Here is a 23,164-nt window from a genome sequence, read left to right as displayed (position 1 = left end):
GCTCGCAGACGCGCGCGCTATCCTCCGCATCGCTGGCGACCGTGACCAGGCGGGTCACCTGCTGCGCGCGCGCCCGCTCGAGCACCGCGTCCAGCTCGGCGCTCAGGCGCTCGTCGGTCAGATGGCAGTGGCTATCGAAGAACAGCTTTCTCCGCCGGGCTGATGCGCGGGCGGCCCCGCTTCCCCTTCTCCCCCCAACGCTTCTCGATCTCGAGCAGCGCGGGGGAGGCTACGAAGATCGAGGAGTAGGTGCCGACGACGATGCCCACGATCAGGATGGTAGCGAAATCCCGGATGATGGCGCCGCCCAGCAGGAACAGGGCGAGGAGCGCGGCGAGCGTGGTGCCCGCGGTCAGCGTAGTGCGTGGCAGCGTCTCATTGATGGAGCGGTTCAGAATGTCCTGGTACCCCTCGCGCCGCCCCAGCTTCTTCAGGTTCTCGCGCACGCGGTCGAACACGATGATGGTGTCGTTCAGCGAGTAGCCGATAATGGTGAGCACAGCGGCCACGGTCGGGAGCGAGACCTCGAGGCGGAACGCCGAGATGAAGCCGAGCGTGATCAGGATGTCGTGCCCGGTGGCGATGATGGCGGCCACACCGAAGCGCCACTCGAAGCGGAACGCGAGGTAGATGAGCGTGAGCACGAAGGAGAGCAGCACGGCGAGGACAGCTTTCTGCTGCAGCTCTCCTCCGATCTTTGGTCCCACGGTCTCACTGCGAACGACCTCGAAATTGCCGGCGCCGTAACGCTGCTCGAGCGCTGCCGTGATCACATCTGCCACCGTGGTGCGTTGCTCGGCGGCGGCGGGCGCGCGGACCAGGAACTCGTTTTCGCCGCCAAAGCGGGTGATCTCGCTGCCCGGCACCTGGGGCGCAATCAGCCGGCGCAAGTCGGCCACAGAGCTGGGGCCGCTGAAGCGGACCTGGACCAGCGTGCCGCCGGTGAAGTCGACGCCGTAGTTCAGCCAGGAGCGACCGGCGACCTGCCACACGGTGGCAACCAGCACGCCCAGCCCGATGGCTATGGCGCTGGCGACATAGGCCGTGCGGCGTCGCTCGATGAACAGGAAGTGGGCGTCAGCGAAGAGTCGCATGGGCGTGACAGGCTCCCGTTAGATGCTGAGGGACTCCGCGGCCCGCCTGCGCTCGAGGTAGAGCAGGAACAGCGTGCGCGTCACATAGACGGCCGAGAAGAACGAGGCAATGATGCCGATGGAGAGCGTGACGGCAAAGCCGCGCACGGGCCCGGTCCCGAACTGGAAGAGGATGAGCGCGGTCAGCAAGGTGGTCAGGTTGGAGTCCACGATCGCCGACATGGCGTGGCGGAACCCCTCGTCAACCGCAGTGCGGATGGCTCGGGCGGCCGCCAATTCTTCGCGGATCCGCTCGAAAATCAGGACGTTGGCATCCACCGCCATGCCGAGCGACAGCACCAGGCCCGCGATGCCCGGCACGGTCAGCGTAGCATTGAGTCCGGCCAGCCCGCCCAGCACAATGAGCACGTAGCCACCCAGCGCGGTAACGGCCAGCAGGCCTGCCAGGCGGTAATAGGAGAGCATGATGCCGACGACCAGCAGGATTCCCATCACGCCGGCCAGCTTGCCCTGCTCGATCGAGTCCTGGCCCAGCGAGGGACCGACGGTGCGCTCTTCCATGATACGGAGCGGCGCCGGCAGTGCACCGGCTCGCAACACGAGTGCCAGGTCCTGGGCCTCCTGCATCGGCGCCTGCCCCAGCTTGATCAGCCCCCGCATGCCGATGCGGTCCTGGATGACCGGCGCACTGAACACCTCCTGGTCGAGCACAATGGCCAGGAGATCGCCAATGTGCTGGCCGGTAGCCCGCTCGAACAGCCGGCCGCCGCGCCGGCTCAGGTCGAAATACACGACCGTCTCGTTGAATTGGGGATCGCGCCCGGCCGTCGCATTCTCGAGGTATTCCCCGGTCATGACCGGCTCCTCCTCGAGCACGAAGAGCCGGCGATAGAGCTGCGCGCCCCGCCCCTCCGCCTCGGCCCCCCAGCGCAGGTCGATGTTCTTGGGCAGCAGGCGCTGCACCTCCGGCAGCTCGAGGTAGCTGGTCACACGAGACACATCCTCCTGTGCCACCAGGAACTGTCCCTCGCTGCCCGATTCCAGAAGCGCAGCCGTAAGCGGCCGCGCCTCGGGAGCCGGCCTGGCTGCCGCCAACGTGTCCGCCGCCGCGCCTGCGGTGTCCGGCAGCACCGCCGCCGTGTCGCGACCGAAGAGCAGCTCCTGGACTGTCTCGCGCTGTTCAGCTCGCGCCGCGCCGCCCACGGCCTCGGGCCCCAGCGCCGCGACAATGGCGCGATCTATCCGCGGGAGCGCGTCCCGCAACGGCTTGTCCGGCGTAACGATCTGAAACTCGAGGAACGCCGTCTGCTGGATGATCTGCTTGGCACGCTGCTCATCCCCAATGCCCGCCAGCTCCACAATGATCCGCTCGTCCCCCACCTTCTGGATCAGCGGCTCCTCGACGCCAAACTCGTCCACCCGCGTGCGGATAATCTGCAACGCCCGCTCGGTAGCATCTTCCCGCGCCTCCGCCGTCAGGGTGCGCTCCGGATCCTCCACCTCGAGCACCAGATGCATGCCACCCTGGAGATCCAGCCCCAGCTTCAAGCCGTTGCGGTAGAGGTATACACCGGCCACCGCCAGCACCACGGCAATGATCAGGAATCGTCCCTTGAGTGTGCCCAACATGGCGTGCTCCCCTGCAGTTCACTTCCCCGCCGGCCGGCGGCGCTGGTGGCCCGGCAAAGTGGGGAAAGCTCACGCAATTCCCCGCATTTGTCAACGAGCTGGGGTGCCGGTCGGGCGGCCTGGGACCGCGGCTGCTCCCCCGCGGTCAAGTTCGCTCACCTCCGCCCGTCCCGTCCCCACCACCCGCGTTCGCTCACTTATGCACCGCTACGGGGAGCAGCAGCCGCCCCAGAGGTGCCGGTGGTGGCGGTGGCGGCGGCAGGAAGCACCCGCCAGATGCGGCCGCCCGCGTCGTCCGTGACGTACAGCGAGCCATCGGCGCCTACGGCCAGGCCGGTGGGTCGGTGGCGGGCCTGGCCGGGCGCCATGATCTGGCCGCCGGCAAAGCCGTCGGCGAAGGTCTCGTAGGCGCCGGTGGGGAGGCCGTCGCGGAAGGGCAGGAACACGACCTTGTACCCCTGCTGCGGCAGGGGAGCGCGGTTCCAGGAGCCGTGGAACGCGATAAAGGCGCCCCCGCGGTAGGCGGCGGGGAAAAGGGCTGGGGCGCGGCTGCCGGCGCGGGTGTAGAAGACCAGACCATTGGGTGCCCAGTGGCCCGGAAACGCCAGCAGGGGCAGCTTCTTCTGCGCGCAGCGGCCGACCTTGCGGCCGTCGCCGCCGTATTCGGGAGCGAGCAGCTTCCGCGCCGCCTCGGCGTCGTGGTAGCAGTAGGGCCAGCCGAAGTCATCGCCTTTTTCCAGGCGCACGAATTCCTCGGAGGGTTTTTCGGCGCTGGCCTCGGCCGTGAAGAAGGCGGGCCAGTTCTGAAAGAGCTGGTCCCGGCCGTGCTGCGCGCCGTAGAGCGTGCCGCTCGGCGCATGGAGAGCGAGGGCGACGACGTTGCGCAGCCCGGTGGAGAACCGCTCGCCGTCGGCCGGCGTCTGACCCTTGCGGCTGGCCTCGAACCTCCAGATGCCGGCGCGTACTTCGAGTTCAGGGCAGGGGTCGATGCCAGGCGAGGCCGGCTGCCGATCCTCGACCTGACAGGCGTTCGTGCGCGAGCCGATGTTGACGTAGAGCGAGCCCCGGCCGTCCAGAGCGATCGACTTGGCGCGGTGCCCGCCTACGGGGAGCCCGGCGACAACCGTGTCTGGCAGACCCACGGGCTGGAGGCTGTCCGGGGGAAGCGCGTAACGCAGCACTGCGTCATCGGTCGCGAAATACAGGTGTTGACCGACCAGGGCGATACCCGTGCCGCCGTCCGGACCGAAGCGCACCCGGACATCGGCACGCCCGTCGCCCGTGGTATCCCGGAGCGCCAGTACGCCACCAGTGAGCGTGACGCCCTGCTGATCCCGGCGGTTGGCCAGCGCCACGAAGACATCGCCATTGGCAGCGACGACGAGATGCCGAGCTCGCCCCACCGTGTCCGCCACCACGACCGCGCAGAAACCAGCCGGCAGAGTGATCCCGCCGTTGTCCCCGTCGCAACGGAGCCTGGCGGCCGCCTCCGAGAGTCGGCTCTGCGGCGCTGCCGGCGCGACGGAACAAAGAACAAGACCGATGGCCGCGGAAACGGCAGCCGCCGGCCGGAAAGGAGTGCGACCTCGCATGATTCCTCCCGGTTCGCGAGTTGTCTTAGTCGTCGAATTCGCAAAGCAGAATGGATGAGGCAGGCGGAGACAGCAATGCCGTGCGGCGGCGCTGCGCGCCGCTACACGGCGAAAAGCCGGTAGCTGCTGTCCCGACACGGGGGCGGTCGGCCCGGCTCAGTGGCGCAGGATCCCCTCGCTCATGGCAGCGTGAACCCGTGCCACGTGCAATTGAGACAACGCCGGAAGCTGGAACCGTACTGGAACACCCAGGTGAGGGGACGCAGATACAAGGGGGGCGTCACACGCCACGCCTGACACCCGCAGACCGGACAGCGAGTGCCGACGCTGATGGGCAAGCGACGCCAGAGTACCTGAAACGTAGCTGCGACTCCTGTGGGGTGAGGGATGACAAATAAAAAACATTTGCTCCGCCGGCGCAAGGGTCTTGTTGTCAGGAGTGTACTTAGCCGGTTTGGGGGTGGTGGGGAACGTCTGGATTTCAGGCGAGGAGCTGGGCGTGCAGCACGGTAACTGCCTTTCCCCACAACGCGATACGCTGGTGGTGCAGGGTGAGGCGGAGCGAGCCGCCGCGCGCCGAAGCCTGGTAGGCGGCGAGCTCGGTCTTGCCCAGGCGAGCACTCCAATAGGGGCCGAGAGAGCAGTGGGCGGAGCCGGTGACGGGGTCCTCATCGACGCCGGCGGCGGGTGCGAAGAAGCGGGAGATGAAGTCGTACTCCGGGGTATCGGCGCGGGCGGTGACGATGATCCCGCGCGCGGGGATGTTGCGCAGGCGGGAGAAGTCCGGCTGGAGATTGCGGATCTGGGCGGCGGATTCGAGCTCGATGAGGTAGTCGAAGCGGCTGCGAGCGATGGCTACGGCGTTGGCTCCGAGCGCCGCCGCGAGCCCCGGGGGTGCGGCAGCGGGCTCGGGTGGTAGGGCCGGGAAGTCCATCTCGATCCCTTCCCCGCTCCGCCGTGCGGCGAGCGGTCCGCTGAGTGTGTGGAAGCGCGCCGTTTGATCGGCCGGCAGGTGGCCGTCTTCCCAGAGGACGTGGGCGCTGGCGAGGGTGGCGTGGCCGCACAGCTCGACCTCGGTGGTGGGCGTGAACCAGCGCAGGCGGTAGGCCTGGCCTTCGGGGTGCAGGAATGCGGTCTCGGAGAGGTTCATTTCGCGGGCGACTGCCTGCATCCAGGGGTGCGGCGCGGGCTGGGCGAGGATGCAGACGGCCGCGGGATTGCCGGCAAAGGGCCGGTCGGTGAATGCGTCGACCTGTACCATGCGGCAGCTCATGCGGCGCCATCCTGCTGGGCGTGAGGGGTGCAGGGCGTTACTCTAGTCGAGCCGACCATTATTGCCAAGGCGCGGCTGGCGCCCGAGTATGCTATCGGCTAAAGACACGGAGCCAGGATTTCATGGGCCGACCTTTCCACTCGATCTATTCCCACGGCTTCGTCCGTGCGGCGGTCTGCATCCCCTCCGGCCGCGTGGCGGATCCTGTCTACAACGTGGAGCGCACGCTGGGTCTGGCCCGTGGCGCCTCGGAGCGCGGTGCTGTGGTGGCGCTCTTTCCGGAGCTGGGGATCTCGGCCTACAGCAACGAGGACCTGTTTCAGCAGGATGCGCTTCTCGAGGCTGTCGAGAGTGCGCTGGAACGCCTGGTGCACGAGAGCCGCGCGCTCTTGCCTGTACTGCTGGTGGGCGCTCCGCTGCGCTTCGAGGGGAAGCTCTTCAACTGCGCCGTGGTGATCTACCGCGGCCGCGTGCTGGGCATTGTGCCCAAGACCTACCTCCCGAACTACCGCGAGTTCTACGAGCGGCGCCAGTTCACCCCCGGCGCGTGGGCGGCGAGACGGGAGGTGAGCTTCCTGGGCGAAGTTGTCCCCCTGGGCAATGACCTGGTCTTCGAGGCCGGGAACGTGGAAGGGCTGGCGCTCTTCGTGGAAATCTGCGAGGACGTGTGGGTGCCGATCCCGCCCAGCACCTGGGGCGCCCTGGCCGGCGCGACCGTGCTGGCCAATCTCTCGGCCAGCAACATCACTATCGGGAAGTCCGAGTACCGCCGTCGCCTCTGTGCCAGCCAGTCGGCCAAGTGCATCGCCGCGTACCTCTATTCCGCCGCCGGGCCGGGCGAGTCGACGACCGACCTGGCGTGGGACGGTCACGCGCTCATCTATGAGAACAACGATCTCCTCGCCGAATCCCGGCGTTTCGCCGCCGAGGAGCAGCTCATCGCGGCCGACATCGATCTGGAGCGTCTGGTGCAGGAACGCGCGCGCATGACGAGCTTCAACGACATGCTGAGCGAGCACCTGGAACGGGTGCGGCAGCTCCGCCGCGTCACCTTCGAGCTGGCCGTCCCCGAAGGGGAGGTAGAGCTGCGGCGGCGCGTCGAGCGCTTCCCCTACGTGCCCAGCGATCCTCACGACCTCGATGCCCGCTGCTTCGAGGCCTACAACATCCAGGTCCACGGGCTCATGAAGCGTCTGACGGGCACGGGGATCCAGAAGGTGGTGATCGGCGTCTCGGGCGGACTCGACTCGACGCAGGCTGTGATCGTCGCTGCCCAGACGATGGACCGGCTCGGGCTGCCTCGCGCCCATGTGCTCGGGTACACGCTCCCGGGCTTCGCGACCAGCGAGCGGACCCGGGCCAACGCGCACCGCCTGATGGCCGCCCTGGGCGTCACAGCGGCCGAGATCGACATCCGGCCCTCGGCGACCCAGATGCTGCGCGACATCGGTCACCCTTACGCCGAGGGGGAATCCGTCTACGACATCACCTTCGAGAACGTCCAGGCCGGCGAGCGTACCTCTCACCTTTTCCGGCTGGCCAACCTCCACGACGCCATCGTGGTCGGGACGGGTGATCTGAGCGAGCTGGCGTTAGGCTGGGCGACGTACGGCGTGGGCGATCAGATGTCGCATTACAACGTCAACGCCTCCGTGCCCAAGACGCTCATTCAGTATCTCATCCGTTGGGTCGTCGAGTCCGGGCAGTTCGATGCCACGACCAACGAAGCGCTGCTCTCGATCCTGGAGACGGAGATCTCGCCCGAGCTGGTTCCATCCGGGGAGGGCGAGCAGGCAGCGCCGCAGAGCAGTGAAGCCGTTGTCGGGCCCTTCGAGCTTCAGGACTTCCACCTCTACTACATCACGCGCTTCGGCTTCCGGCCGAGCAAGGTGGCGTACCTGGCGCATCATGCCTGGGGCGACCGTGAGGCGGGCAACTGGCCGGAACTGATCCCGCGGGAGAAGCGGCGCGAGTATGACCTGGCCACCATCAAGAAATGGCTGGAGGTCTTCCTCTACCGCTTCTTCAAGACCAGCCAGTTCAAGCGCTCCGCGCTGCCGAACGGGCCGAAGGTGGGCTCGGGCGGCTCCCTCTCGCCGCGCAGCGACTGGCGCGCACCGAGCGACTCCGAGGCGGTGGTCTGGCTGGAGGAGCTGCGGCGCAAGGTACCGGACCGTTGACCGCCGCCCGGTGATCGGGCGCCCGCCCTTGCTGCGGATGGGCCCGGTGGGACTCGAACCCACGACCTGCCGATTATGAGTCGGTTGCTCTGACCGCCTGAGCTACGGGCCCCTGTCGCTGGATACGATCAGAAGTTAGCGGATCAGCGGGTGCCGAACAACCGGTCGCCGGCGTCGCCCAGGCCGGGGAGGATGTAGCCTCGCTCGTCCAGTTGGCGGTCCAGCGCAGCGGCAAAGACCTGTACGTCCGGGTGCGCGTCCAGCATGCGCTGCACCCCCTCTGGCGCCGCCACCAGGCACATGAAGCGGACACGGGCAGCACCATGGGCCTTGAGTGAGTGAACCGCGGCCACCGCGGAGCCGCCCGTGGCGAGCATGGGATCCAGCAGGATGAAGTCGCGCGCCTCGGGCTCGCCCGGAATCTTGAAGTAGTAGTCCACGGGCTGCAGCGTCTCGTGCTCGCGGTACAGCCCGATGTGCCCGACCCGCGCCGAGGGCACGAGACGCAGCACCCCCTCGACCATCCCCAGCCCCGCACGCAGGATGGGCACGAGCGTCAGCTTCTTGCCACTGACAACGTAGCCGGTGGTGGCTTCGAGCGGCGTCTCGACCGGCACAGCCTCGAGCGGCAGATCCTTGGTGGCCTCGTAAGCCATGAGCATCGAGATCTCGTCCACCAGCTCGCGGAAGCTCTTCTTCGATGTAGCCCGGTCCCGCAGCGTGGCCAGCTTATGCTGGATGAGCGGATGCTCGATGAGGGTGAGATTGGGGAACCGGTGCACGGCGACTCCCGGGGCGCGCAGGCGTTGGGCTGGGCGGAAGTATAGGCCGCCTTCCCGGCGGGTCAAGCGTTGCCCCTGGCTCAGCGCGGGCGTGGAGGCACTGCGGCTACCAGAACGGGAAGAGAGCGGCAACGGGAGCGCACGGGATCGCCATCCTGTCGGGAACGCGGAGCGGCGCCGCTCAGATGCGCCCGAGGCGGCGGCGTTCGATCCAGCCCTGGGAGCCGTCGCCGGCCCGGATCTGCACCCAACCGGCGTGGCGGCGGAGCATGGTGAGTGGGGTGGCCGCGGGCAGGGATCGGAGCACCTCCTCGCGGCTGCTGGGCGCGGCCCGGAGCGGCGTCTCGCTGTCCAGGGTGAGGGCGGTGTCGGGGGTGTGGCGCAGGCCGGTCCAGGCGCCCAGCAGGGCCAGGAGCAGGAGCACGATCCCGGCGCCTGTGGCACGCGTGCTCCGCGGGGGGCGGAGCGCCGCGGCCACTAGGGTGGCGGCGGCGAGCCACCAGGCCAGCGCGGCGAGGAGCAGGGTTTCCGGGGCAGAGAGGGGCAAGGTGGGCACGGCGCGGCGGAGGAGGGAGGCTGGCGCGGCGGCCATAGCCAGGTTTTGGCGCGCGTCCTGATCGCGAGGCTGGAGGCGGAGCGCGCGCAGCCAGGCCCAGATGGCGCGGCCGCTCTGCCCGGCCTCGTAGTAGGCGTTGCCCAGGTTGTACCAGCCGTGGGGATCGCGGGGGTGGCGGCGCACGAACTCGAGGAACTCGCCGGTCGCGCTGCCGTAATCGCCGGCCAGGAAGTGGAGCACGCCGTTAGGGAAGGGGGCCGTGGAGGTTTGGGCGGCGGGCGCCTGCGCCGCGGAGGCGGCCGGTGGCGCGGCCGCTTGGGCCTTGGAAGCGATGGGCAGGGCTGCCAGCAGGAACGGGAGCAGGGCGCCGGGTGCGGCGGCTGCCCGCCGTCTGCGTGGCCGGCGCACTTGCCGGTCGAGCGTGGTGACGAGCCGTTCGGCCGCTGCGAGCAGTTCGCGGCGCTGGTCGCGGGTGGGCGGGGCGGGCTCGTAGCGGGCGTGCTCGAGCTGGTCCAGCAGCTCGGCGATCTCGCGAGCGGTCCCCGCGGCGGCGCCTTGCGCCTCGAGGGCACGGCTCAGATTCGGGCCGGCCGAGCGACGCAGCGAAGGGTCGTCAAAGCGCTCGGCGAGCCAGCCGCGCAGTGCGTCTGCCACGGCCTTGAGGAACACGGGACCGGTAGACTCGGCGCGGGCCTGAGCGAGCGCTTCGAGGCACCGCCGTCGCAGCAGGTTGCGGGAGGGCGGCCGGGGCCGGTGACGGGTACGGCGGTGCCAGGCCGCCCAAACCAGGGCCGCGAGCGGGACGAGCTGCAGGGCGGCAAAACCGGGCGAGCGGACCCAGCGCAGGCGCGACTCACCGGCTGGTTCTGTCTTGAGAACCTGGAGCACGGCCGGGCGACTGCCCCGGGCGACATCAATAGCGGCGGGGCGCACGCGCAGGGGCGGCGCGGCAGCTCTGGCCACCGCGTATAGGCGGCGGGCGGGGTCAAAGAATGGGTATTCGATCTCCGGGAGCTGGATGCGGCCGGGCCGGTCGGGGACAAGCACCCAGCTAAAGCGCTTTCGCCCCTCGACGACGCCACCGCTGGAACGGACCTCCGCTTCCTCTCCGGGCGAGTAAACCTGCACCCCCGGTATGCGGGGTAGCTGTGGCGCGGGTAAGGCCTTGACATTCCCCGCGCCCGCCACCTCCACGCTCAGGACGGCCGCCTCGCCGGCGGGCACTTCGGCGGGCTCGAGGCTGGCCTGGATCTCGAAGCTGCCGACGGCACCCGCGAAGCCGGGCGGCTTGCCGGCCTCGGGAACGGGCAGCACTACCAGGCGCAACGAATCACTGGCTACCTGGTGTGTCTCGGGCGCGTTCAGGAAGCCACGGCGCACGTCGTACGCGATCTTGACGGGCGCCAGGCGGTAGCGGCCCGGCGCCAGCGGAAAATAGGCGCGGCGGAACCGCTGCACTTCGTAGGGCTGGCCGCCAAGGTAGCGCAGGTCTACGGCGGGGGCCGGATCGAGGTCCTGGACCCAGAAGCCCGACGGGCTGGGTGGCTGGTAGTCGGGCGTGCGGCGGAGCCTGAGCCGCACGTCCTCGGAGATGAGGACCTCGGACTCGAGTGTCACCTGCTGCCCGACGAAGGCGGTGTCTGGCTCGAGTGAGGCGGCCAGCATGACCTCGCCCTCCGGACCCGTGTCCGGCGCGGCGGCAGTTGCGGGACGGGCGCTCACGGAAAGGGAAAGCGGGCGCGTGCGGTAGCGGATTCCGTCCACGACCACGCCCAGGGGCGGGATCCAGTATTCGCCCGGCGTCCGGGCGGCGAGCACGATCTCCCGACGGTGGATGCGGCTGCGCCCGCCGGGCAGCGAGAACTGCACCTGAGAGTACTCGCGACTGCCCACGACCTCGAGTTCCTCCGGCAAGGAGGGCGTGCCCATGGCCTCGGGCGCGCTGCCGCGGGTCTCGATGGTGATTTCGAGGACGGCCGTCTCGCCTGCACGCACGGTCGAGGGCGAGAGGCTGGCATTGACGCGCACGGCCTCCTGCGCCCAGGTGGGTGCCGGGGCGAGAAGCAGGACCAAGACGAACGCCAGTATTCGAAGCATTACCAGTCGCGGGCGAGGGGTGTCTCGCGACGGCCCTTGCGCAGGGTCTCCCGGTAGAGCTCGCGTTCGTCCTGCTCGATGGCACTCAAGATCCGTTCTGCCTGTTCGCGGGTCATGGGTTGGCCAGCCGGCGCGCCCCGGCTGTCCTCGGACCCACCGGCAGAGGGCGATGGCGGCGCCGCGGGCGAAGAAGAGCCCGCGCTTCCTCCGGTCCGATCTTGCTGCTCGGGCTGATCCTGTTGCTGCTGCCCGCCCCCGCCGCCGGCAGCAGCCTCGAGCGATCGCTGCCGCTCTCTTTCCCGGAGCGCCAGCTCGAGGTTCCACTTGGCGTCGCGGTCAGCAGGGTCCAGCCGCAGCGCGCGCTTGTAGGCTTCGACCGCCTGCCCGAGCATGGCCACGCCGGGCTCGGGCTCCGCTCTCCTACCCGGCAAGAGATACCGGTTCCCGAGGTTGTAGGCCGCTCGGGCGCGCAGGGCCGGCTCGATACCGGCCCCGGCGGTGCGCAGGTACGGCTCGGCCTCCTCGAAGCGGCCCAGGCGCAGCAGCGCCGTCCCCAGGTTGTAGCGGAGTTCCGGGCGCTGGCTGCCCGCCTGCAGCGCCGCGCGGTAGGCGGCCACCGCCTCCGCGTAGCGACCCTGGCGGTAGAGGCGGTTGCCGCGCTCGAGATCGCCAAAGCCGAAGGCCAGGAGTGCCAGGCAGAGCCACAACACGAGCTGGGCGTGCAGGCGAGCGGTGACGGGCTGCGGAGCCTGCGCCGCAGCCCGCGCGGCAGGCGGCGCGGCGCGGGCGAGGATGGTATCCAGTGCCAGCAGGGCCAGGGCCAGGCCGATGAACCAGGGAAAGCGCTCGCGCGGCTCGACACCCCGCTCCCCCTGGACGGTGGCACGCTCGAGGGAGCGGAGCGCGAGCAGCAGGCGATCGGTGGCGCCGGCCTGATCCAGCAGCACGTACCGGCCGTTGGTGCGCTCCGCTACGCGCTCGAGCAGCCGCTGGTTCAACTTCGAGACGACGACGTCGCCGGCGGGATCCCGCTTGTAGCTCACGATCTCCCCGCTGGCGGTGTCCCGTTCCGGTACGGGTGCGCCCCGCGCCGTGCCCACGCCTACCGCATGGATCACCACCCCGGCGCGGGCGGCGCGCTCGGCCTCGGCCAGCACGGCGGCCTCCTCCTCGAGCGCCTCGCCGTCGCTGATGAGGACGACCGCGGCGCGGGCAGCGCGCTCCCGGTCGCCGCGAGCTAGCTCGCTGGCCTGGCGCAGTCCTGCGGCCAGAGAGGAGCCGCCGTAGCTGACAATCTCGGGATCCAGCGCATCCAGGTACAGCTCGAGCGCGCTATGGTCCACGGTCAGCGGCGACAGTATGTGGGCGCGGCCGGCAAAGACCACGAGGCCGACGCGATCGCCAGGCAGCTCGCGGAGCAGTCGCCGGGCCAGGATGCGCTCGCGCTCGAGGCGGTTAGGCGAGAGGTCGCGAGCCAGCATGGATCGTGAGGCATCGAGCAGGAGGACCAGGCTGCCGGCCCGGCTCTTCCGCTCGACGGCGCGTGTGCCCCAGCGCGGCCCAGCGGCGGCGAAGCCGAGTGCGGCCGCGGCCAGGCCAACGAGCAGGAGGCGGCGCGCAGGGAAGTTGTCCAGGTTGCCGCCGCCCAGGCGGGCCAGGGTATTCAGGTCGCCGAACGTGCGCGCGACGTGGCGCCGCCGGTGCGCATAGCCGTAGACCGCGGCGCTCACGGCGACGGTCAGCAACAGGGCCAGCCAGAGGGCGCCGGGATAGGCAAAGCTCACGGCACACTCCCCCAGCGGCTGGCGCGCAGCGCCCATTCGAAGAGTAGCAGGAGCGCGGCCAGCGCGAGGAACGGCTGGTGCCGGGGCGTATAATCCATGTAGCGCGTGACCTCGACCGTGGTTTTCTCGAGCGCGTCAATGCGACGGTAGATGCTGTCCAAGGCCGCCTCGTTGGTGGCACGGAAATACTCGCCGCCCGTGGCCCCGGCGATCTCACGCAGCAGCGCTTCGTCGATATGCACTGGCAGCGTGGCGTACTGGTAGCCGCCCCAGATGGTGCGGGCTACGGGAATGGGTGCGACACCCTCGCTGCCCACGCCGATCGTGTGAATCTTGACACCGAACGCGGCTGCCGCCCGCGCTGCGGTGAGCGGGTCGATCTCGCCCCGATTGTTCTCGCCATCCGTCATGAGGATGATGACCCGGGATTTGCCGGGCGCGCGGCGCAGCCGGTTCGCGGCGGTGGCGATGGCAGTGCCAATCGCGGTGCCATCCTCGAGCACCCCGACATCGAGCTGCTCGAGTGCTCGGGAGAGGACGTCGTAGTCGAGCGTGAGCGGCACCTGGGTCAGCGCCTCGCCTGCAAACGCAACCATCCCGATGCGGTCGTAGCGCCGGCCGCGCAGGAAGTTGTGAACCTTCTCCTTGGCGACGGCCAGGCGGTTGCGCGGGTGGAAGTCCTCGGCCAGCATGGAGCTCGAAATGTCCACTGCCAGGATGATGGCGATCCCTTCCGCGTCGACATTCACTGCCGACACCCCGGTTCTGGGCGCGGCCAGCGCGATGATGAGGGCTCCCACGCTGGTGGCGCGGAGCCAGCCGGGGAGGCGAGCCAACCACAGGGCGACGCTTTGGCCGATGCGTCCGAGGGTGGCGGCGCGGGAGAAGGCAAGCGCCAGGCGGGAGCGGCGGCGCGTGTAGTACAGGTACGCCGGAATGGCGAGCAGCAGGAGCAGGGCCCAGGGGTTGGCGAAGCCGATACTCATGCGACCTCTGCCTCCCTTACACCCTCACTGGCACCCGCCGGCAGCGGAACGGCGTGCCGGCCGCTCATTCCCTCCGCTGGCACCCAGCGAAAGCGCCCGACCCAATTCCGGGCCTCGTGCCACTGGGCTAGTGCCTGGGCCGCGTCGGTCCCCTGCCGCGCAAACTTGACCAGGTCCGCGGCCACCAGGATACGCGCCAGCTCGGTCACGCCATCGTCGTGCTCCGGTCCGGCGACCTGGCGCATGCGGCCCCTCAGCTCCGTGGTGGTGAGGTCCGCGCCCCACTCCGGCTCAAGGGCGGCGAGGTAGTGGCGCAGTGCCTCGGAGAGCAGCGAATAGAAGCGCTTGAACTCGCCGGCTTCGAGCAGGCCGGCCTCGCGGGCGCGGTCCAGTGCGGCGAGCGCGGCCTCACGCGGCGGGACGAGCGGGAGCACCGGCTGCAGTGGCTGGGGCGGTCCACGGCGCCGGCGCCGCCAGTAAGCAAGGCCGCCGATGAGCAGCCCCAGCCCCAGCAGCAGCAGCAGGAACGGCCAGACCACCCAGTTAGGGCCAATCACGTCTTTGGCCGGCCGGGGCTGGATGCCGGAGGTATCGGCGGGCAGCACGGAACGCACGGCGAGTGCGCCGGGCGTGGCCTCCAGGTCCCGAATGCCCGTGGGTCCGCGGACGCGTACTGGCACGGCCGGGATGGCCGCCGGCCCGGGCCGCCAGGCGACGAGGGGGTAGGTGGCCGTGACCCGGGTGCGCCCGCCAGACAACCTTTCGCTGCGCCGTTCCGCGGCACCCGCGTTCTCGAGATGGCCATAGACGGGCAGCGAGTCCGGCAGCTCTACCTGCTGCCCGGGTGCGAGCTGGACGCGGATCGCGGCGTGGAAGACGTCCCCAACGGTTACGGTATCCGGCCAGACGGCGGCGCCGACCTCCTGCGCTGCGGCAGCGCGGTCGGAGCTGAGAAGGAGCAGGGTGGCGCCGGCGAGCGCGGCGGCCGGGCGCGCGGCATTCATCGGCGCAACTTCCGCTCACGGCGGCGGAAGAAAGCGAGGAGCGGACCCGCATAGGGTGCGTCGGTGCGCAGGTCGATGGTATCGATGCCCAGCCGCTGGAAGAGGCGGCGCAGCTCCTCGCGCTCCTGAGCGATCAGCTCCTGGTAGAGAGCGCGCAGCTCGGCGCGCCCCGTGTCGGCCGCGACCAGCTCGAAGCTCTCCGGGTCGCGCAACAGCAGCAGCCCGGCATCCGGCAGCTTCTCTTCGGCGGGATCGAGCAGCGTGACGGCAACCAGGTCGTGCCGCCGCGACACGGTGCGCAGGCTCCGTTGCCAGGGAGGCTCGGCCGGCGTCTCGGGCGGCGGCGTGCTGCCCAGGCCGGCGGGGTATGCCGAAGCGCCGCTCGCGTCATGCGCGGGGGCAGGTGGCACGAAATCGCTGAGCAGGAAAATGATGCCGCGGTGCGGCAGCAGCCGCGCGGCGTAGTCGAGGGCCGCACCCAGGTCAGTGCCCCTGCCGGCAGGGTGGAAGGCCAGCACATCCCGGATCAGGCGCAGCACATGGCGGCGTCCCTTCTTGGGCGGCACGAAGTGCTCGATGCGGTCCGTGAAGAGGAGGAGCCCGACCCGGTCATTGTTGCGCACGGCTGACAGCGCCAGCACGGCCGCGACTTCGGCGGCAAGCTCGGCCTTGAAGCGAGCGCGCGTGCCGAACTGCTCGGAGCCCGAGAGGTCGACGGCCAGGAGAACGGTCAGCTCCCGCTCCTCGACGTGCTTCTTGACATACGGGTGCGCCATGCGCGCCGTCACATTCCAGTCGATGGTGCGGACATCGTCGCCCGCCTGGTATTCGCGGACCTCGACGAACTCCATACCCTGGCCCTTGAACACGGACTGGTATTCCCCGCTCAGCACGGAAGTGACGAGCCCGCGGGTGCGCAGCTCGATGAGCCGCACCTGGCGGAGCAGCTCCGCCACTGCGCCCCACCCCCTACCCTGCCCTTCCCCCTGACGGGGGGACGGGGGGACGCGGCGAGGGGGGGAGTTAGGCGACACGGGTTGCGTCACGGTACCTCGACGGCCTCGAAGATGCGCGTGACGACGTCGTCCGCAGTCACCTCCTCGGCTTCGGCCTCATAGCTGGTGATGATGCGGTGGCGCAGCACGTGGGCGCCGATCGCCTTGACGTCGTCCGGGAGCACGTAGCCGCGGCCGCGCAGGAAGGCGTGGGCGCGGGCGCATTCTGCCAGGTAGATGCTGGCTCGAGGCGAGGCGCCGTACTCGATCAGGGGCGCGAGCTCGGGGAGGCCGTAGGCGGCGGGCTCGCGCGTCGCGTGCACCAGACTCACCACGTAATCGGATATCTTCTCGTCCATGTAGAGGGCGGCCACTTCCTGGCGCGCGGCGAAGATGTCCGCGGGCGTGGCCACCAGCTCGAGCGCGACTGGCTCACGCCCGGCTACGCGCCGCATGATCTCCTTCTCGGTCTGGCGATCCGGATAATGGACCCGGATCTTGAGCATGAAGCGGTCCACCTGGGCTTCGGGCAAGGGGTAGGTTCCCTCGTGCTCGATGGGGTTCTGCGTAGCCAGCACGAGGAAGGGCGCGGGCAGCGGAAACGTCTCCCCGCCAATCGTGACCTGGTGCTCCTGCATGGCCTCCAGCAGCGCCGACTGCACCTTGGGCGGGGCGCGGTTGATCTCGTCTGCAAGCACGACGTTGGCGAATATGGGACCCTTCTTGGGCGTGAACTCGCCGCTTCGCTGGTTGTAAACCATGGTCCCCACCACGTCGGCGGGGAGCAGGTCCGGCGTGAACTGGACGCGCTGGAAGGTGGCGTCTATGGTCTCGGCCAGGGAGCGAACCGTGAGCGTCTTGGCCAGACCGGGCACACCCTCGAGCAGGACATGGCCGTCCGCGAGCAGCCCGATCAGCAGCCCCTCGATCATTTCGTCCTGCGCTACAACCCGCTTGTGCAGCTCTGCCGTCAGGCGTTGGGCCAGGATCAGGCCGCTGGCCGCCGTGGTGGCCGTTTGATTCAAACGCGAGCCTCCGTTTCCTGCGGGAAAACCGTGGTCGATTGGTACGCCCGCTCCGCCCGAGAAGATCCCTGCCGCCGCGGCGCTAGCGTTTCACGCGCTGGCCCTGGTCTTCGTGGCGGAAGACCCAGGCGGCCAGGGTGCCGGGGCGGAGCTGGCCGCTGCGCTCGTTGGGCAGGAAATCGGCGCGGGAGCCTTCGTCGGGCGGCGGCAGCTTCTCCAGGTCATCGAGCATGGCGGCGGCCCGCTGGCGCCACTTGCTCCAGTTGCCGGAGCGCAGGTCGACCCAGCCGCGCTCGGGCAGCCGCGGGTCGTCGGCGCGCTGGGCCGGTCCCGGCACGACCTTGATCTCCGGTCCGCGCAGCAGGTGGGCGCCGTCGGGCAGCAGGACAGGCAGGCCGATGGACAGCATGCGGATGCGGAGATCGGCGTCGGCCTCGAGCAGCTCGGCCGCCCGGCGCGCAGTTTCCTCGGCGTTCAAGCGGGCGGCTGCGGCCAGGTCGGGGAAGAGGCGGGCCAGGATGGTTCCTTCGAAGAGCAGCTTCGATAGGCGGGGCGGGCCCAGCATCTCGTAGGCGACGGCGTCGACTCCGTGCTCCCGCTCGAGCTCGGCCATGCGCTGCAACGCGACCTCCCGGAGCACGCCCGCGCGATAGGTCGGTCCGGAGGTGGCCGCATCGAGAGCGGCGACCACGTCGCGACCGGTCGGATGGCCACGAATCTCGCGCACGATGGTGGCCGCAATCTCTTCGGGCGTGATGTACTCCATGAGGCCCAGGGCGCTGAGCGTCTCGAACTCGGCCCGGCTGAAGAAGCCGTTCTCGCCGGCGTCCAGGAAGACGCCGTGCAGGGTGCCACCGGCGGGGGAGCAGGCGGCCGCGGCATCAGCGCCGAAGGCCTGGGTGAGAGGGAGGGGGCGCTGGGCGTCGTAGCGCTCGAGCGGGCGGCCCCGACGCCGGATCTCGCCGTAAGCAATGCGTTTCCAACTGATGGCCGCCGTAGGCTTGACCTCCTTGACCGCCGGCGCGCCGGGTGTCCTGGCCATGAGGTAGAGGAGGAGCGTGTGTGCCCCCGCCACACCGGCCTTGGAAAGGAGGACACGGCTGGGCCGGTCCTCGGAATGAGTGAAGGGCACGTTCAGCCCCATTCCCCCGGTACCGGATGTTCCGACCTTGATGTAGAACTGCGTACCGCCGCGCCGCATGGCCTCGAGGGCAAGCTGGACGTGGCGGATGAGCTGGGGCAGGTAGAGGGTGGCCAGGTGGCGCTCGACGGAATCCGGGCTGATGCTCCCGTCATGGGCTTCCGCACGGAGCCGGGCGGCGCTGGCAAAGACGTCCTGATAGGCGACGGCGGTGGCGGTGTTGACACAGTCCACAATGATCTCCGGGCGTCGCCGCAGCAGGATGGCGCCCAATGCGGAGCGTGAGACGACGTCGTCAGTGAGATCGCCGAAAAGGTAGTCCAGGAGCAGGCCGCGGGCGCCGGGATCGGCCATGACCTGGCCGCGGGTAAGGTGCTTGAGCGCCTCGGGGTAGAAGATGTCGCCCCATTCGATTTCGACAGGGGTCGCCCCCGGGGTCGCGCCTGGCGCGCCCAGCTCGGCCGCGGCCTGCTCAGCTTCGGTCCGGGTGAGGGCGCTGAGCACGAGGGCGCGCGGCGCGTGCTCGAGGATCTGGCGTGCCACCGCCAGTCCCACGAGTCCCGAGCCGCCCAGAATCAGGACTGTCCGATCTCGGATCTCCATGCCTGCTCCCGAGGTTTCATGCGCGGGCCGCGCGCAGGAGTGCCGCGACCTCGGCAGGCGTGAGGCGCCGCCACGTGCCGCGGCGCAGCCGTCCCAGGCGCACCGGCCCGTAGCTGCGGCGCAGCAGCCGCCGAACCCGGTGCCCCAGCGTTGCCAGCATGCGCCGCACCTCCCGCTTGCGACCCTCCCGAATGGTCAGGCGGATCCGGTCCATGCCGCCGGGGGCCGGGAGTCGCTCGAGTTGCTCCGCCCGCGCGATCCCGTCCTCGAGCGGGACGCCGGCGAGCAAGTGCTCGATTTCGGGCGGGGTAATCTGGCCGGCCAGCAGGGCTTCGTAAACCCGGGGGATCTGGTAGCGCGGGTGCATGAGCCGGTGCGCCAGGTCGCCATGGTTGGTGAGGAGGAGCAACCCTTCCGTGTCCCGGTCCAGCCGGCCGATGTAGAAGAGGCCGGCGAACTCCGGCGGCAGCAGGTCGTAGACGGTGGGCCTGCCCTGGGGGTCGTGGCGCGTGGTCACGTAGCCGCGCGGCTTGTGCAGCGCGATCCAGACCGGCGGCGCCGGCTGGACGCGGCGGCCGTCCACCTCCACGACGTCGCGGCTGGCGTCGACGGTGGCGCCCAACTGCGAGACGACCTCCCCGTTGACGCGGACCCGTCCCACCTCGATGAGTCGCTCGGCCCGACGTCGCGAAGCCACGCCTGCTCGGGAGAGGAACTTCTGGAGGCGCATGGCCGCGGGCACAGGGGGGCCGGTCGTAGCAGTGCCATCAGGAGGCGGCTGCGGCCAGCTCGGGCGGCGCGGCCTGCACGGCCGGTGCGGCCTGCGCGGCCCGCGGCTTGAGGACTACAGGCAGCTCGTCGGGGCGGGGCAAGTTTTCCAGCGAGCGGAGCCCCAGGTGCTCGAGGAAGCGGGGCGTGGTGCCGTAGAGGAGCGGCCGTCCGAGGCCTTCGCCCCGGCCGACGACCTCGAGCAGTCCGCGCTCCTGCAGGGTTCGCAGCACACCGACCGAGCTCACGCCGCGAATCTGCTCGATCTCGATGCGGCCGATGGGCTGGCGGTAGGCGACAATCGCCAGCGCCTCGAGAGCCGGCCCGGAGAGCCGGGCAGGCTGAGGCACGGTCTCGAAGCGGTCGAGGTACGCGGCAAACTCGGGGCGCGTCAGGAGCTGGTAGCCGCCCGCCAGCTCGTAGACCTGAAAGGCGCGGGCGGTCCGCTCGTACTCGGCGCGCAACTCCTGGATCGCCGCGACCACCCGGGCTTCATCGAGCGCGGGATCCACACGCGCCAGGTCCGCGGCGCTGAGGGGCGCGTCGCTGGCGAAGAGCAAGGCCTCAATGATGCGGGCGGTCTCCATCCCCTGCCCTTCCCATCGCACGGTAGACCCACAGTGGCGCGAACACTTCGCGCTGGCGGAGCGCGCATTGGCGGCGTCGCGCCAGCTCGAGCGCGGCGAGCAGCGTCATGACGGCGTGCATCCGATCGCCGAATGGTGCAATCAAGTGGCGGAACTCGACGCGCGCGCGGCGGGCGAGCGTTTGCAGGATGAGGTCCACTTTCTCCTCGAGCGGGACGGCCCGGGACGCCACGTGATGGTCAGTAAGCGGGTATGCGCGCCCGCCCAGGGCCAGCACGGCAGCCCACAGCTCTTCCCAGGCAAAGCCGGGAGGCGGCGCTGCGGCCAGGGCGCTGGGCCGGGGCGGCAGGAACCCCCTGGCGAAATGCCTGCGCCGGTCGGACTCTGCCTCTTCGAGTCGCCTGGCCGCCTCACGGAAATGCTCGTACTCGAGCAGCCGGCGCACGAGCTCGGCGCGCGGGTCCTCCAGCTCATCCGCATCCTCGCCCCGGCGCGGCAGCAGCATCTGCAGCTTGATGCGGATCAGCGTGGCGGCCATCTCGAGGAACTCGCCCGCCCGGTCCAGCCCGAGCCTTTCCACCCCCTCGATGCCGTGCAGGAACTGCCTGGTAATCTGGGCAATAGGGATGTCGAAGATGTCAATGTCCTGCTCCCGGATGAGGTGCAGCAGCAGGTCGAGCGGGCCGTGGAAGCGATCGAGCTCGACCATGAAGCCCAGCTCGGCCGCGTCGCCGGAGGGCCTTACGTCCATAGCCGGATGAACAGCTCGGCCAGGCCCTGCAGCGCCAGCACCGGCCAGAGCAGCAAGCTGAAGACCCCGGGCGCAAAAATCATTACGCCCAGAAGGATGAAGAGGCCGTAGCGGCCCAGCTCGCGGTACCGCATCCCGGCAGAGGGCGAGAGCAGGTGATAGAACACGTGCGAGCCGTCCAACGGCGGGATGGGGATCAGGTTGAAGAAGGCGAGCACCAGGTTGATGACAATGCCGTAGCGCGCCATACGTACGAGCAGTTGGAAGGTGGGGGAGAGCACCGGCAGGAGCTGGGTCAGATGGATCAGCAGCACAACCGCCAGAGTGAAGGCGCCCGCCAGCAGGAGGTTGGCCGCAATGCCCGCCAGAGAAACCAGAATGTCGCCCCGCTTGTAGTTGCGGAAATTCCGCGGGTTCACGGGCACGGGCCGGGCCCAGCCGAAGAGGAATCCGGCATGCGTGACCCAGAGGAGCAGGGGGAAGAGAAGGCTGCCCAAGGGGTCGATGTGCGGCGCCGGATTGAGGGTCAGCCGGCCGAGCATGTAGGCCGTGGAATCTCCTTCCCGCAGGGCCACCCAACCGTGGGCGTACTCGTGCACGACCACGGAGAACAGCAGCACGGGCAGCAAGAGCAGGAGATCCATGGCGGGGAAGCTAATGCCGGCTGCGCCCGGTGCGCCACCCCGCCGGAGAGCCGCTCGGGCTCCGCTTCGCCGGGCTTCGCGCCTTCGGCGCTGGGCTCGGGCTCGGAGCTGAATGCGGGGGGCCGAGCCCGAGCCCGAGGCCCGGCCTTCCGCTGATTGCGGCGTCGCGGCTGTCGCGGCTTCTGCGGGTTGACCGGTCTGCTCCGTGCCGGTAAGTTTCTTCGGCTTTTGCAGGGGAGTTGGACTCTTCCGGGAGCAGCGAGTTGGCCAACACGAAGAGCGCCGAGAAGCGGATGCGCCAGCAGCAGAAGCGCTATTTGCACAACCGGGCGCAGCGCTCGCGGCTGAAGACGGCAATCAAGAAGGTGCAGGCGGCGACGGATGCCGAGACCGTCACGGCTGCCTATCGTGAAACGGCAAAGCTGCTGGACCGCTTCGCGACCCGCCGGTTGATCCACCCCAACAAGGCGGCGCGCAAGAAGTCGCGGCTGGCGCGGCGGGTGAAGGAGCTGGGCGGGACGCCTTAGGCAGCCCGGTTCGCGGCCTGGGCGAGCGCGGTACGGCGATGGGCCGCGCCGGCCGGAGTGGGAGCGCGGGGAGGGAGCGGAAGGATCCGCTCCCTCCCCGCGCCTTTCTGGCCCGTGCTGGGCGGTGCCGCACTCCGGGGTGCGACGCGGGCCGTGCCCGGGGTTGGCACGCTGCCCGGCTCAGGGTAGCGACCCGCTTTCGCGCTACTCGCCGGACGTGAGCGTGACGTTGACCACCTTGGTGTCCAGCTCGTACCAGCTCCCGGTGGCGGCATCCACAATCACCGGGACGAGTCCGCCCAGCACGTCGAGGATCACCCACTTCACGCCCACCGTATTGGTGAGCTCAAAGGCTTGATCCCGGTAGCCCGGCTTCTTGAAGACGATGGTATACGTCTTCTTGGCCTGAAGCTCGAGGGTGATGGGGGTACGGCCGCGCAGGTTGCCGTCGATGTAGATGTCGGCATCGCTGGGCATGGACTGGATGGCGACCGGGTCGGTCTTGCTGTTGAACAGCGCGGCGCACCCCGCGGCGGCCATGAGGATCAGCGCCAGCCCAGCCGCGGCAAGGAAGGATTTCATTGGTAGCCTCCTGGGTCAGGGGTTGCCAGTACGGGATTCGGGCCGTGCCGACCCCGGCTCGTCAGGTTAGTGGTCAGCCGCCCCACAAGCCGCCAGGGCGCGGGCCGCCAGATGCTCGAGGGCGCGGCCCAGGTCGGAACTCCGGGCGGCCGGCCCGCGGAGCACGGTGCGGGCGATCTGCCCGTCGCTCTGCTTTTCCAGCACCAGCAAATGGCGCGCGTGCAGATCGGCAAAGGCCGTTTGCCACGTGCCGTCGGGACGCTGCCGGTTGAGCCGCACGGCTCGTGTCTGGCCGTCTGCCATGAGGAGTACCTCGACACGCAGGCGCCCCTGCGCGGAGCGCGCCTCGTAGCTACGCGCCTCGCCCTCGGGCCCCGAGCGGGTGGCGCAACTTCCAGGTGTGGGGAAGGCGGTATCGCCGTGTGCAAGCGCACGGATCGCCCCGCCGGCGGAAGGCTGGCTATTCCGATCGCAGGCAAGTAGGCCCGCCAGGAATGCGCATCCCGGAAGAAATCGAACAAGGTGTCGTCGGCCGCTACGAAGCTGAAGGAGCACGTGCGCCCG

The 23,164-nt window shown here is 69.7% G+C and carries 21 protein-coding genes and 1 tRNA gene; 2 read left to right on the top strand and 20 right to left on the bottom strand.

Annotation, left to right across the window (positions count from 1 at the left end; all coding sequences use genetic code 11):
- From HY703_13200 to HY703_13180, 5 genes are all read right to left on the bottom strand, one after another.
- On the bottom strand, positions 1-145 hold a 145-nt coding region (locus tag HY703_13200), incomplete at its 3' end, for a TatD family hydrolase (GenBank protein ID MBI4546149.1).
- The gene (gene secF / locus HY703_13195; protein ID MBI4546148.1) at positions 132-1,094 is read right to left on the bottom strand and encodes a protein translocase subunit SecF; all 963 of its coding nucleotides are present in this window, start codon (positions 1,092-1,094) and stop codon (positions 132-134) included. The genes HY703_13200 and secF, both read right to left, overlap by 14 nt.
- A gap of 18 nt (positions 1,095-1,112) precedes the next feature.
- Positions 1,113-2,723 carry a protein translocase subunit SecD gene (secD, locus tag HY703_13190; protein MBI4546147.1) on the bottom strand — a complete coding sequence of 537 codons (1,611 nt, stop codon included), beginning with the start codon at positions 2,721-2,723 and terminating at the stop codon, positions 1,113-1,115.
- A gap of 197 nt (positions 2,724-2,920) precedes the next feature.
- Entirely contained in the window at positions 2,921-4,315 is a 1,395-nt protein-coding gene (locus tag HY703_13185) for a PQQ-dependent sugar dehydrogenase (GenBank protein MBI4546146.1), read from the bottom strand.
- Between the two features lie 481 nt (positions 4,316-4,796).
- Positions 4,797-5,588 (bottom strand): PhzF family phenazine biosynthesis protein, encoded by a 792-nt coding sequence (locus HY703_13180; protein MBI4546145.1) that lies wholly within the window; start codon positions 5,586-5,588, stop codon positions 4,797-4,799.
- Between the two features lie 122 nt (positions 5,589-5,710).
- Between HY703_13180 and HY703_13175 the strand changes: the two genes are divergently transcribed.
- Positions 5,711-7,768 (top strand): NAD(+) synthase, encoded by a 2,058-nt coding sequence (locus tag HY703_13175; GenBank protein ID MBI4546144.1) that lies wholly within the window; start codon positions 5,711-5,713, stop codon positions 7,766-7,768.
- A gap of 38 nt (positions 7,769-7,806) precedes the next feature.
- Here the strand turns inward: HY703_13175 and HY703_13170 are convergent.
- The 13 genes from HY703_13170 to HY703_13110 all read right to left on the bottom strand — a co-directional run bounded on the left by HY703_13170 (position 7,807) and on the right by HY703_13110 (position 21,491).
- A tRNA-Ile gene (locus tag HY703_13170) sits at positions 7,807-7,880 on the bottom strand.
- A gap of 31 nt (positions 7,881-7,911) precedes the next feature.
- Positions 7,912-8,550: a uracil phosphoribosyltransferase gene (gene upp, locus HY703_13165; protein MBI4546143.1), complete on the bottom strand. Its 639-nt coding sequence runs from the start codon at positions 8,548-8,550 to the stop codon at positions 7,912-7,914.
- 181 nt (positions 8,551-8,731) lie between these two features.
- Positions 8,732-11,179, bottom strand: a complete 2,448-nt coding sequence (locus tag HY703_13160) for a BatD family protein (protein ID MBI4546142.1) — start codon at positions 11,177-11,179, stop codon at positions 8,732-8,734.
- A gap of 23 nt (positions 11,180-11,202) precedes the next feature.
- Positions 11,203-12,987 carry a VWA domain-containing protein gene (locus tag HY703_13155; protein MBI4546141.1) on the bottom strand — a complete coding sequence of 595 codons (1,785 nt, stop codon included), beginning with the start codon at positions 12,985-12,987 and terminating at the stop codon, positions 11,203-11,205.
- On the bottom strand, positions 12,984-13,973 hold the full coding sequence (locus tag HY703_13150; GenBank protein ID MBI4546140.1) for a VWA domain-containing protein: 990 nt from the start codon (positions 13,971-13,973) through the stop codon (positions 12,984-12,986). The genes HY703_13155 and HY703_13150 overlap by 4 nt, the downstream gene beginning before the upstream one ends.
- Positions 13,970-14,977, bottom strand: coding sequence for a hypothetical protein (locus tag HY703_13145; protein ID MBI4546139.1), 1,008 nt, complete (start codon positions 14,975-14,977; stop codon positions 13,970-13,972). Before HY703_13145 ends, HY703_13150 begins: the two co-directional genes overlap by 4 nt.
- Positions 14,974-15,933 carry a DUF58 domain-containing protein gene (locus HY703_13140; protein ID MBI4546138.1) on the bottom strand — a complete coding sequence of 320 codons (960 nt, stop codon included), beginning with the start codon at positions 15,931-15,933 and terminating at the stop codon, positions 14,974-14,976. The genes HY703_13145 and HY703_13140 overlap by 4 nt, the downstream gene beginning before the upstream one ends.
- Before the next feature lie 86 nt (positions 15,934-16,019).
- Positions 16,020-16,904, bottom strand: a complete 885-nt coding sequence (locus HY703_13135; protein ID MBI4546137.1) for an AAA family ATPase — start codon at positions 16,902-16,904, stop codon at positions 16,020-16,022.
- A 175-nt stretch (positions 16,905-17,079) separates the two neighbouring features.
- Positions 17,080-18,741, bottom strand: coding sequence for a short-chain dehydrogenase (locus HY703_13130; GenBank protein MBI4546136.1), 1,662 nt, complete (start codon positions 18,739-18,741; stop codon positions 17,080-17,082).
- Positions 18,742-18,757: 16 nt separating this feature from the next.
- Positions 18,758-19,471 carry an rRNA pseudouridine synthase gene (locus HY703_13125; protein ID MBI4546135.1) on the bottom strand — a complete coding sequence of 238 codons (714 nt, stop codon included), beginning with the start codon at positions 19,469-19,471 and terminating at the stop codon, positions 18,758-18,760.
- Between the two features lie 37 nt (positions 19,472-19,508).
- The gene (gene scpB, locus HY703_13120; GenBank protein MBI4546134.1) at positions 19,509-20,096 is read right to left on the bottom strand and encodes an SMC-Scp complex subunit ScpB; all 588 of its coding nucleotides are present in this window, start codon (positions 20,094-20,096) and stop codon (positions 19,509-19,511) included.
- Positions 20,074-20,847 (bottom strand): segregation/condensation protein A, encoded by a 774-nt coding sequence (locus HY703_13115; GenBank protein MBI4546133.1) that lies wholly within the window; start codon positions 20,845-20,847, stop codon positions 20,074-20,076. The genes scpB and HY703_13115 overlap by 23 nt, the downstream gene beginning before the upstream one ends.
- Positions 20,838-21,491: a site-2 protease family protein gene (locus HY703_13110; GenBank protein MBI4546132.1), complete on the bottom strand. Its 654-nt coding sequence runs from the start codon at positions 21,489-21,491 to the stop codon at positions 20,838-20,840. The genes HY703_13115 and HY703_13110 overlap by 10 nt, the downstream gene beginning before the upstream one ends.
- A 263-nt stretch (positions 21,492-21,754) precedes the next feature.
- Here HY703_13110 and rpsT point away from each other — a divergent pair, with 263 nt between their 5' ends.
- Complete coding sequence (gene rpsT / locus HY703_13105) at positions 21,755-22,018, top strand: 30S ribosomal protein S20 (protein ID MBI4546131.1); 264 nt, start codon at positions 21,755-21,757, stop codon at positions 22,016-22,018.
- Positions 22,019-22,222: 204 nt separating this feature from the next.
- Here the strand turns inward: rpsT and HY703_13100 are convergent, their stop codons facing one another.
- Positions 22,223-22,600, bottom strand: coding sequence for a PEGA domain-containing protein (locus HY703_13100; GenBank protein MBI4546130.1), 378 nt, complete (start codon positions 22,598-22,600; stop codon positions 22,223-22,225).
- 66 nt (positions 22,601-22,666) lie between these two features.
- Positions 22,667-22,903: a hypothetical protein gene (locus HY703_13095; GenBank protein ID MBI4546129.1), complete on the bottom strand. Its 237-nt coding sequence runs from the start codon at positions 22,901-22,903 to the stop codon at positions 22,667-22,669.
- Positions 22,904-23,164 lie beyond the last annotated feature (261 nt).

The sequence above is a fragment of the Gemmatimonadota bacterium genome (assembly GCA_016209965.1).
In the GTDB taxonomy this organism is placed as follows: Bacteria; Gemmatimonadota; Gemmatimonadetes; order Longimicrobiales; family RSA9; genus JACQVE01.
This window is presented reverse-complemented; position numbering and strand designations above follow the sequence as displayed.

Coding starts and splice junctions, on each gene's coding strand:
- secF (MBI4546148.1), bottom strand. CDS start 1,094: ATGCGACTCTTCGCTGACGCCCACTTCCTGTTCATCGAGCGACGCCGC.
- secD (MBI4546147.1), bottom strand. CDS start 2,723: ATGTTGGGCACACTCAAGGGACGATTCCTGATCATTGCCGTGGTGCTG.
- HY703_13185 (MBI4546146.1), bottom strand. CDS start 4,315: ATGCGAGGTCGCACTCCTTTCCGGCCGGCGGCTGCCGTTTCCGCGGCC.
- HY703_13180 (MBI4546145.1), bottom strand. CDS start 5,588: ATGAGCTGCCGCATGGTACAGGTCGACGCATTCACCGACCGGCCCTTT.
- HY703_13175 (MBI4546144.1), top strand. CDS start 5,711: ATGGGCCGACCTTTCCACTCGATCTATTCCCACGGCTTCGTCCGTGCG.
- HY703_13150 (MBI4546140.1), bottom strand. CDS start 13,973: ATGAGTATCGGCTTCGCCAACCCCTGGGCCCTGCTCCTGCTGCTCGCC.
- HY703_13145 (MBI4546139.1), bottom strand. CDS start 14,977: ATGAATGCCGCGCGCCCGGCCGCCGCGCTCGCCGGCGCCACCCTGCTC.
- HY703_13135 (MBI4546137.1), bottom strand. CDS start 16,904: ATGATCGAGGGGCTGCTGATCGGGCTGCTCGCGGACGGCCATGTCCTG.
- HY703_13130 (MBI4546136.1), bottom strand. CDS start 18,741: ATGGAGATCCGAGATCGGACAGTCCTGATTCTGGGCGGCTCGGGACTC.
- HY703_13125 (MBI4546135.1), bottom strand. CDS start 19,471: ATGCGCCTCCAGAAGTTCCTCTCCCGAGCAGGCGTGGCTTCGCGACGT.
- scpB (MBI4546134.1), bottom strand. CDS start 20,096: ATGGAGACCGCCCGCATCATTGAGGCCTTGCTCTTCGCCAGCGACGCG.
- HY703_13115 (MBI4546133.1), bottom strand. CDS start 20,847: ATGGACGTAAGGCCCTCCGGCGACGCGGCCGAGCTGGGCTTCATGGTC.
- HY703_13110 (MBI4546132.1), bottom strand. CDS start 21,491: ATGGATCTCCTGCTCTTGCTGCCCGTGCTGCTGTTCTCCGTGGTCGTG.
- HY703_13100 (MBI4546130.1), bottom strand. CDS start 22,600: ATGAAATCCTTCCTTGCCGCGGCTGGGCTGGCGCTGATCCTCATGGCC.
- HY703_13095 (MBI4546129.1), bottom strand. CDS start 22,903: ATGGCAGACGGCCAGACACGAGCCGTGCGGCTCAACCGGCAGCGTCCC.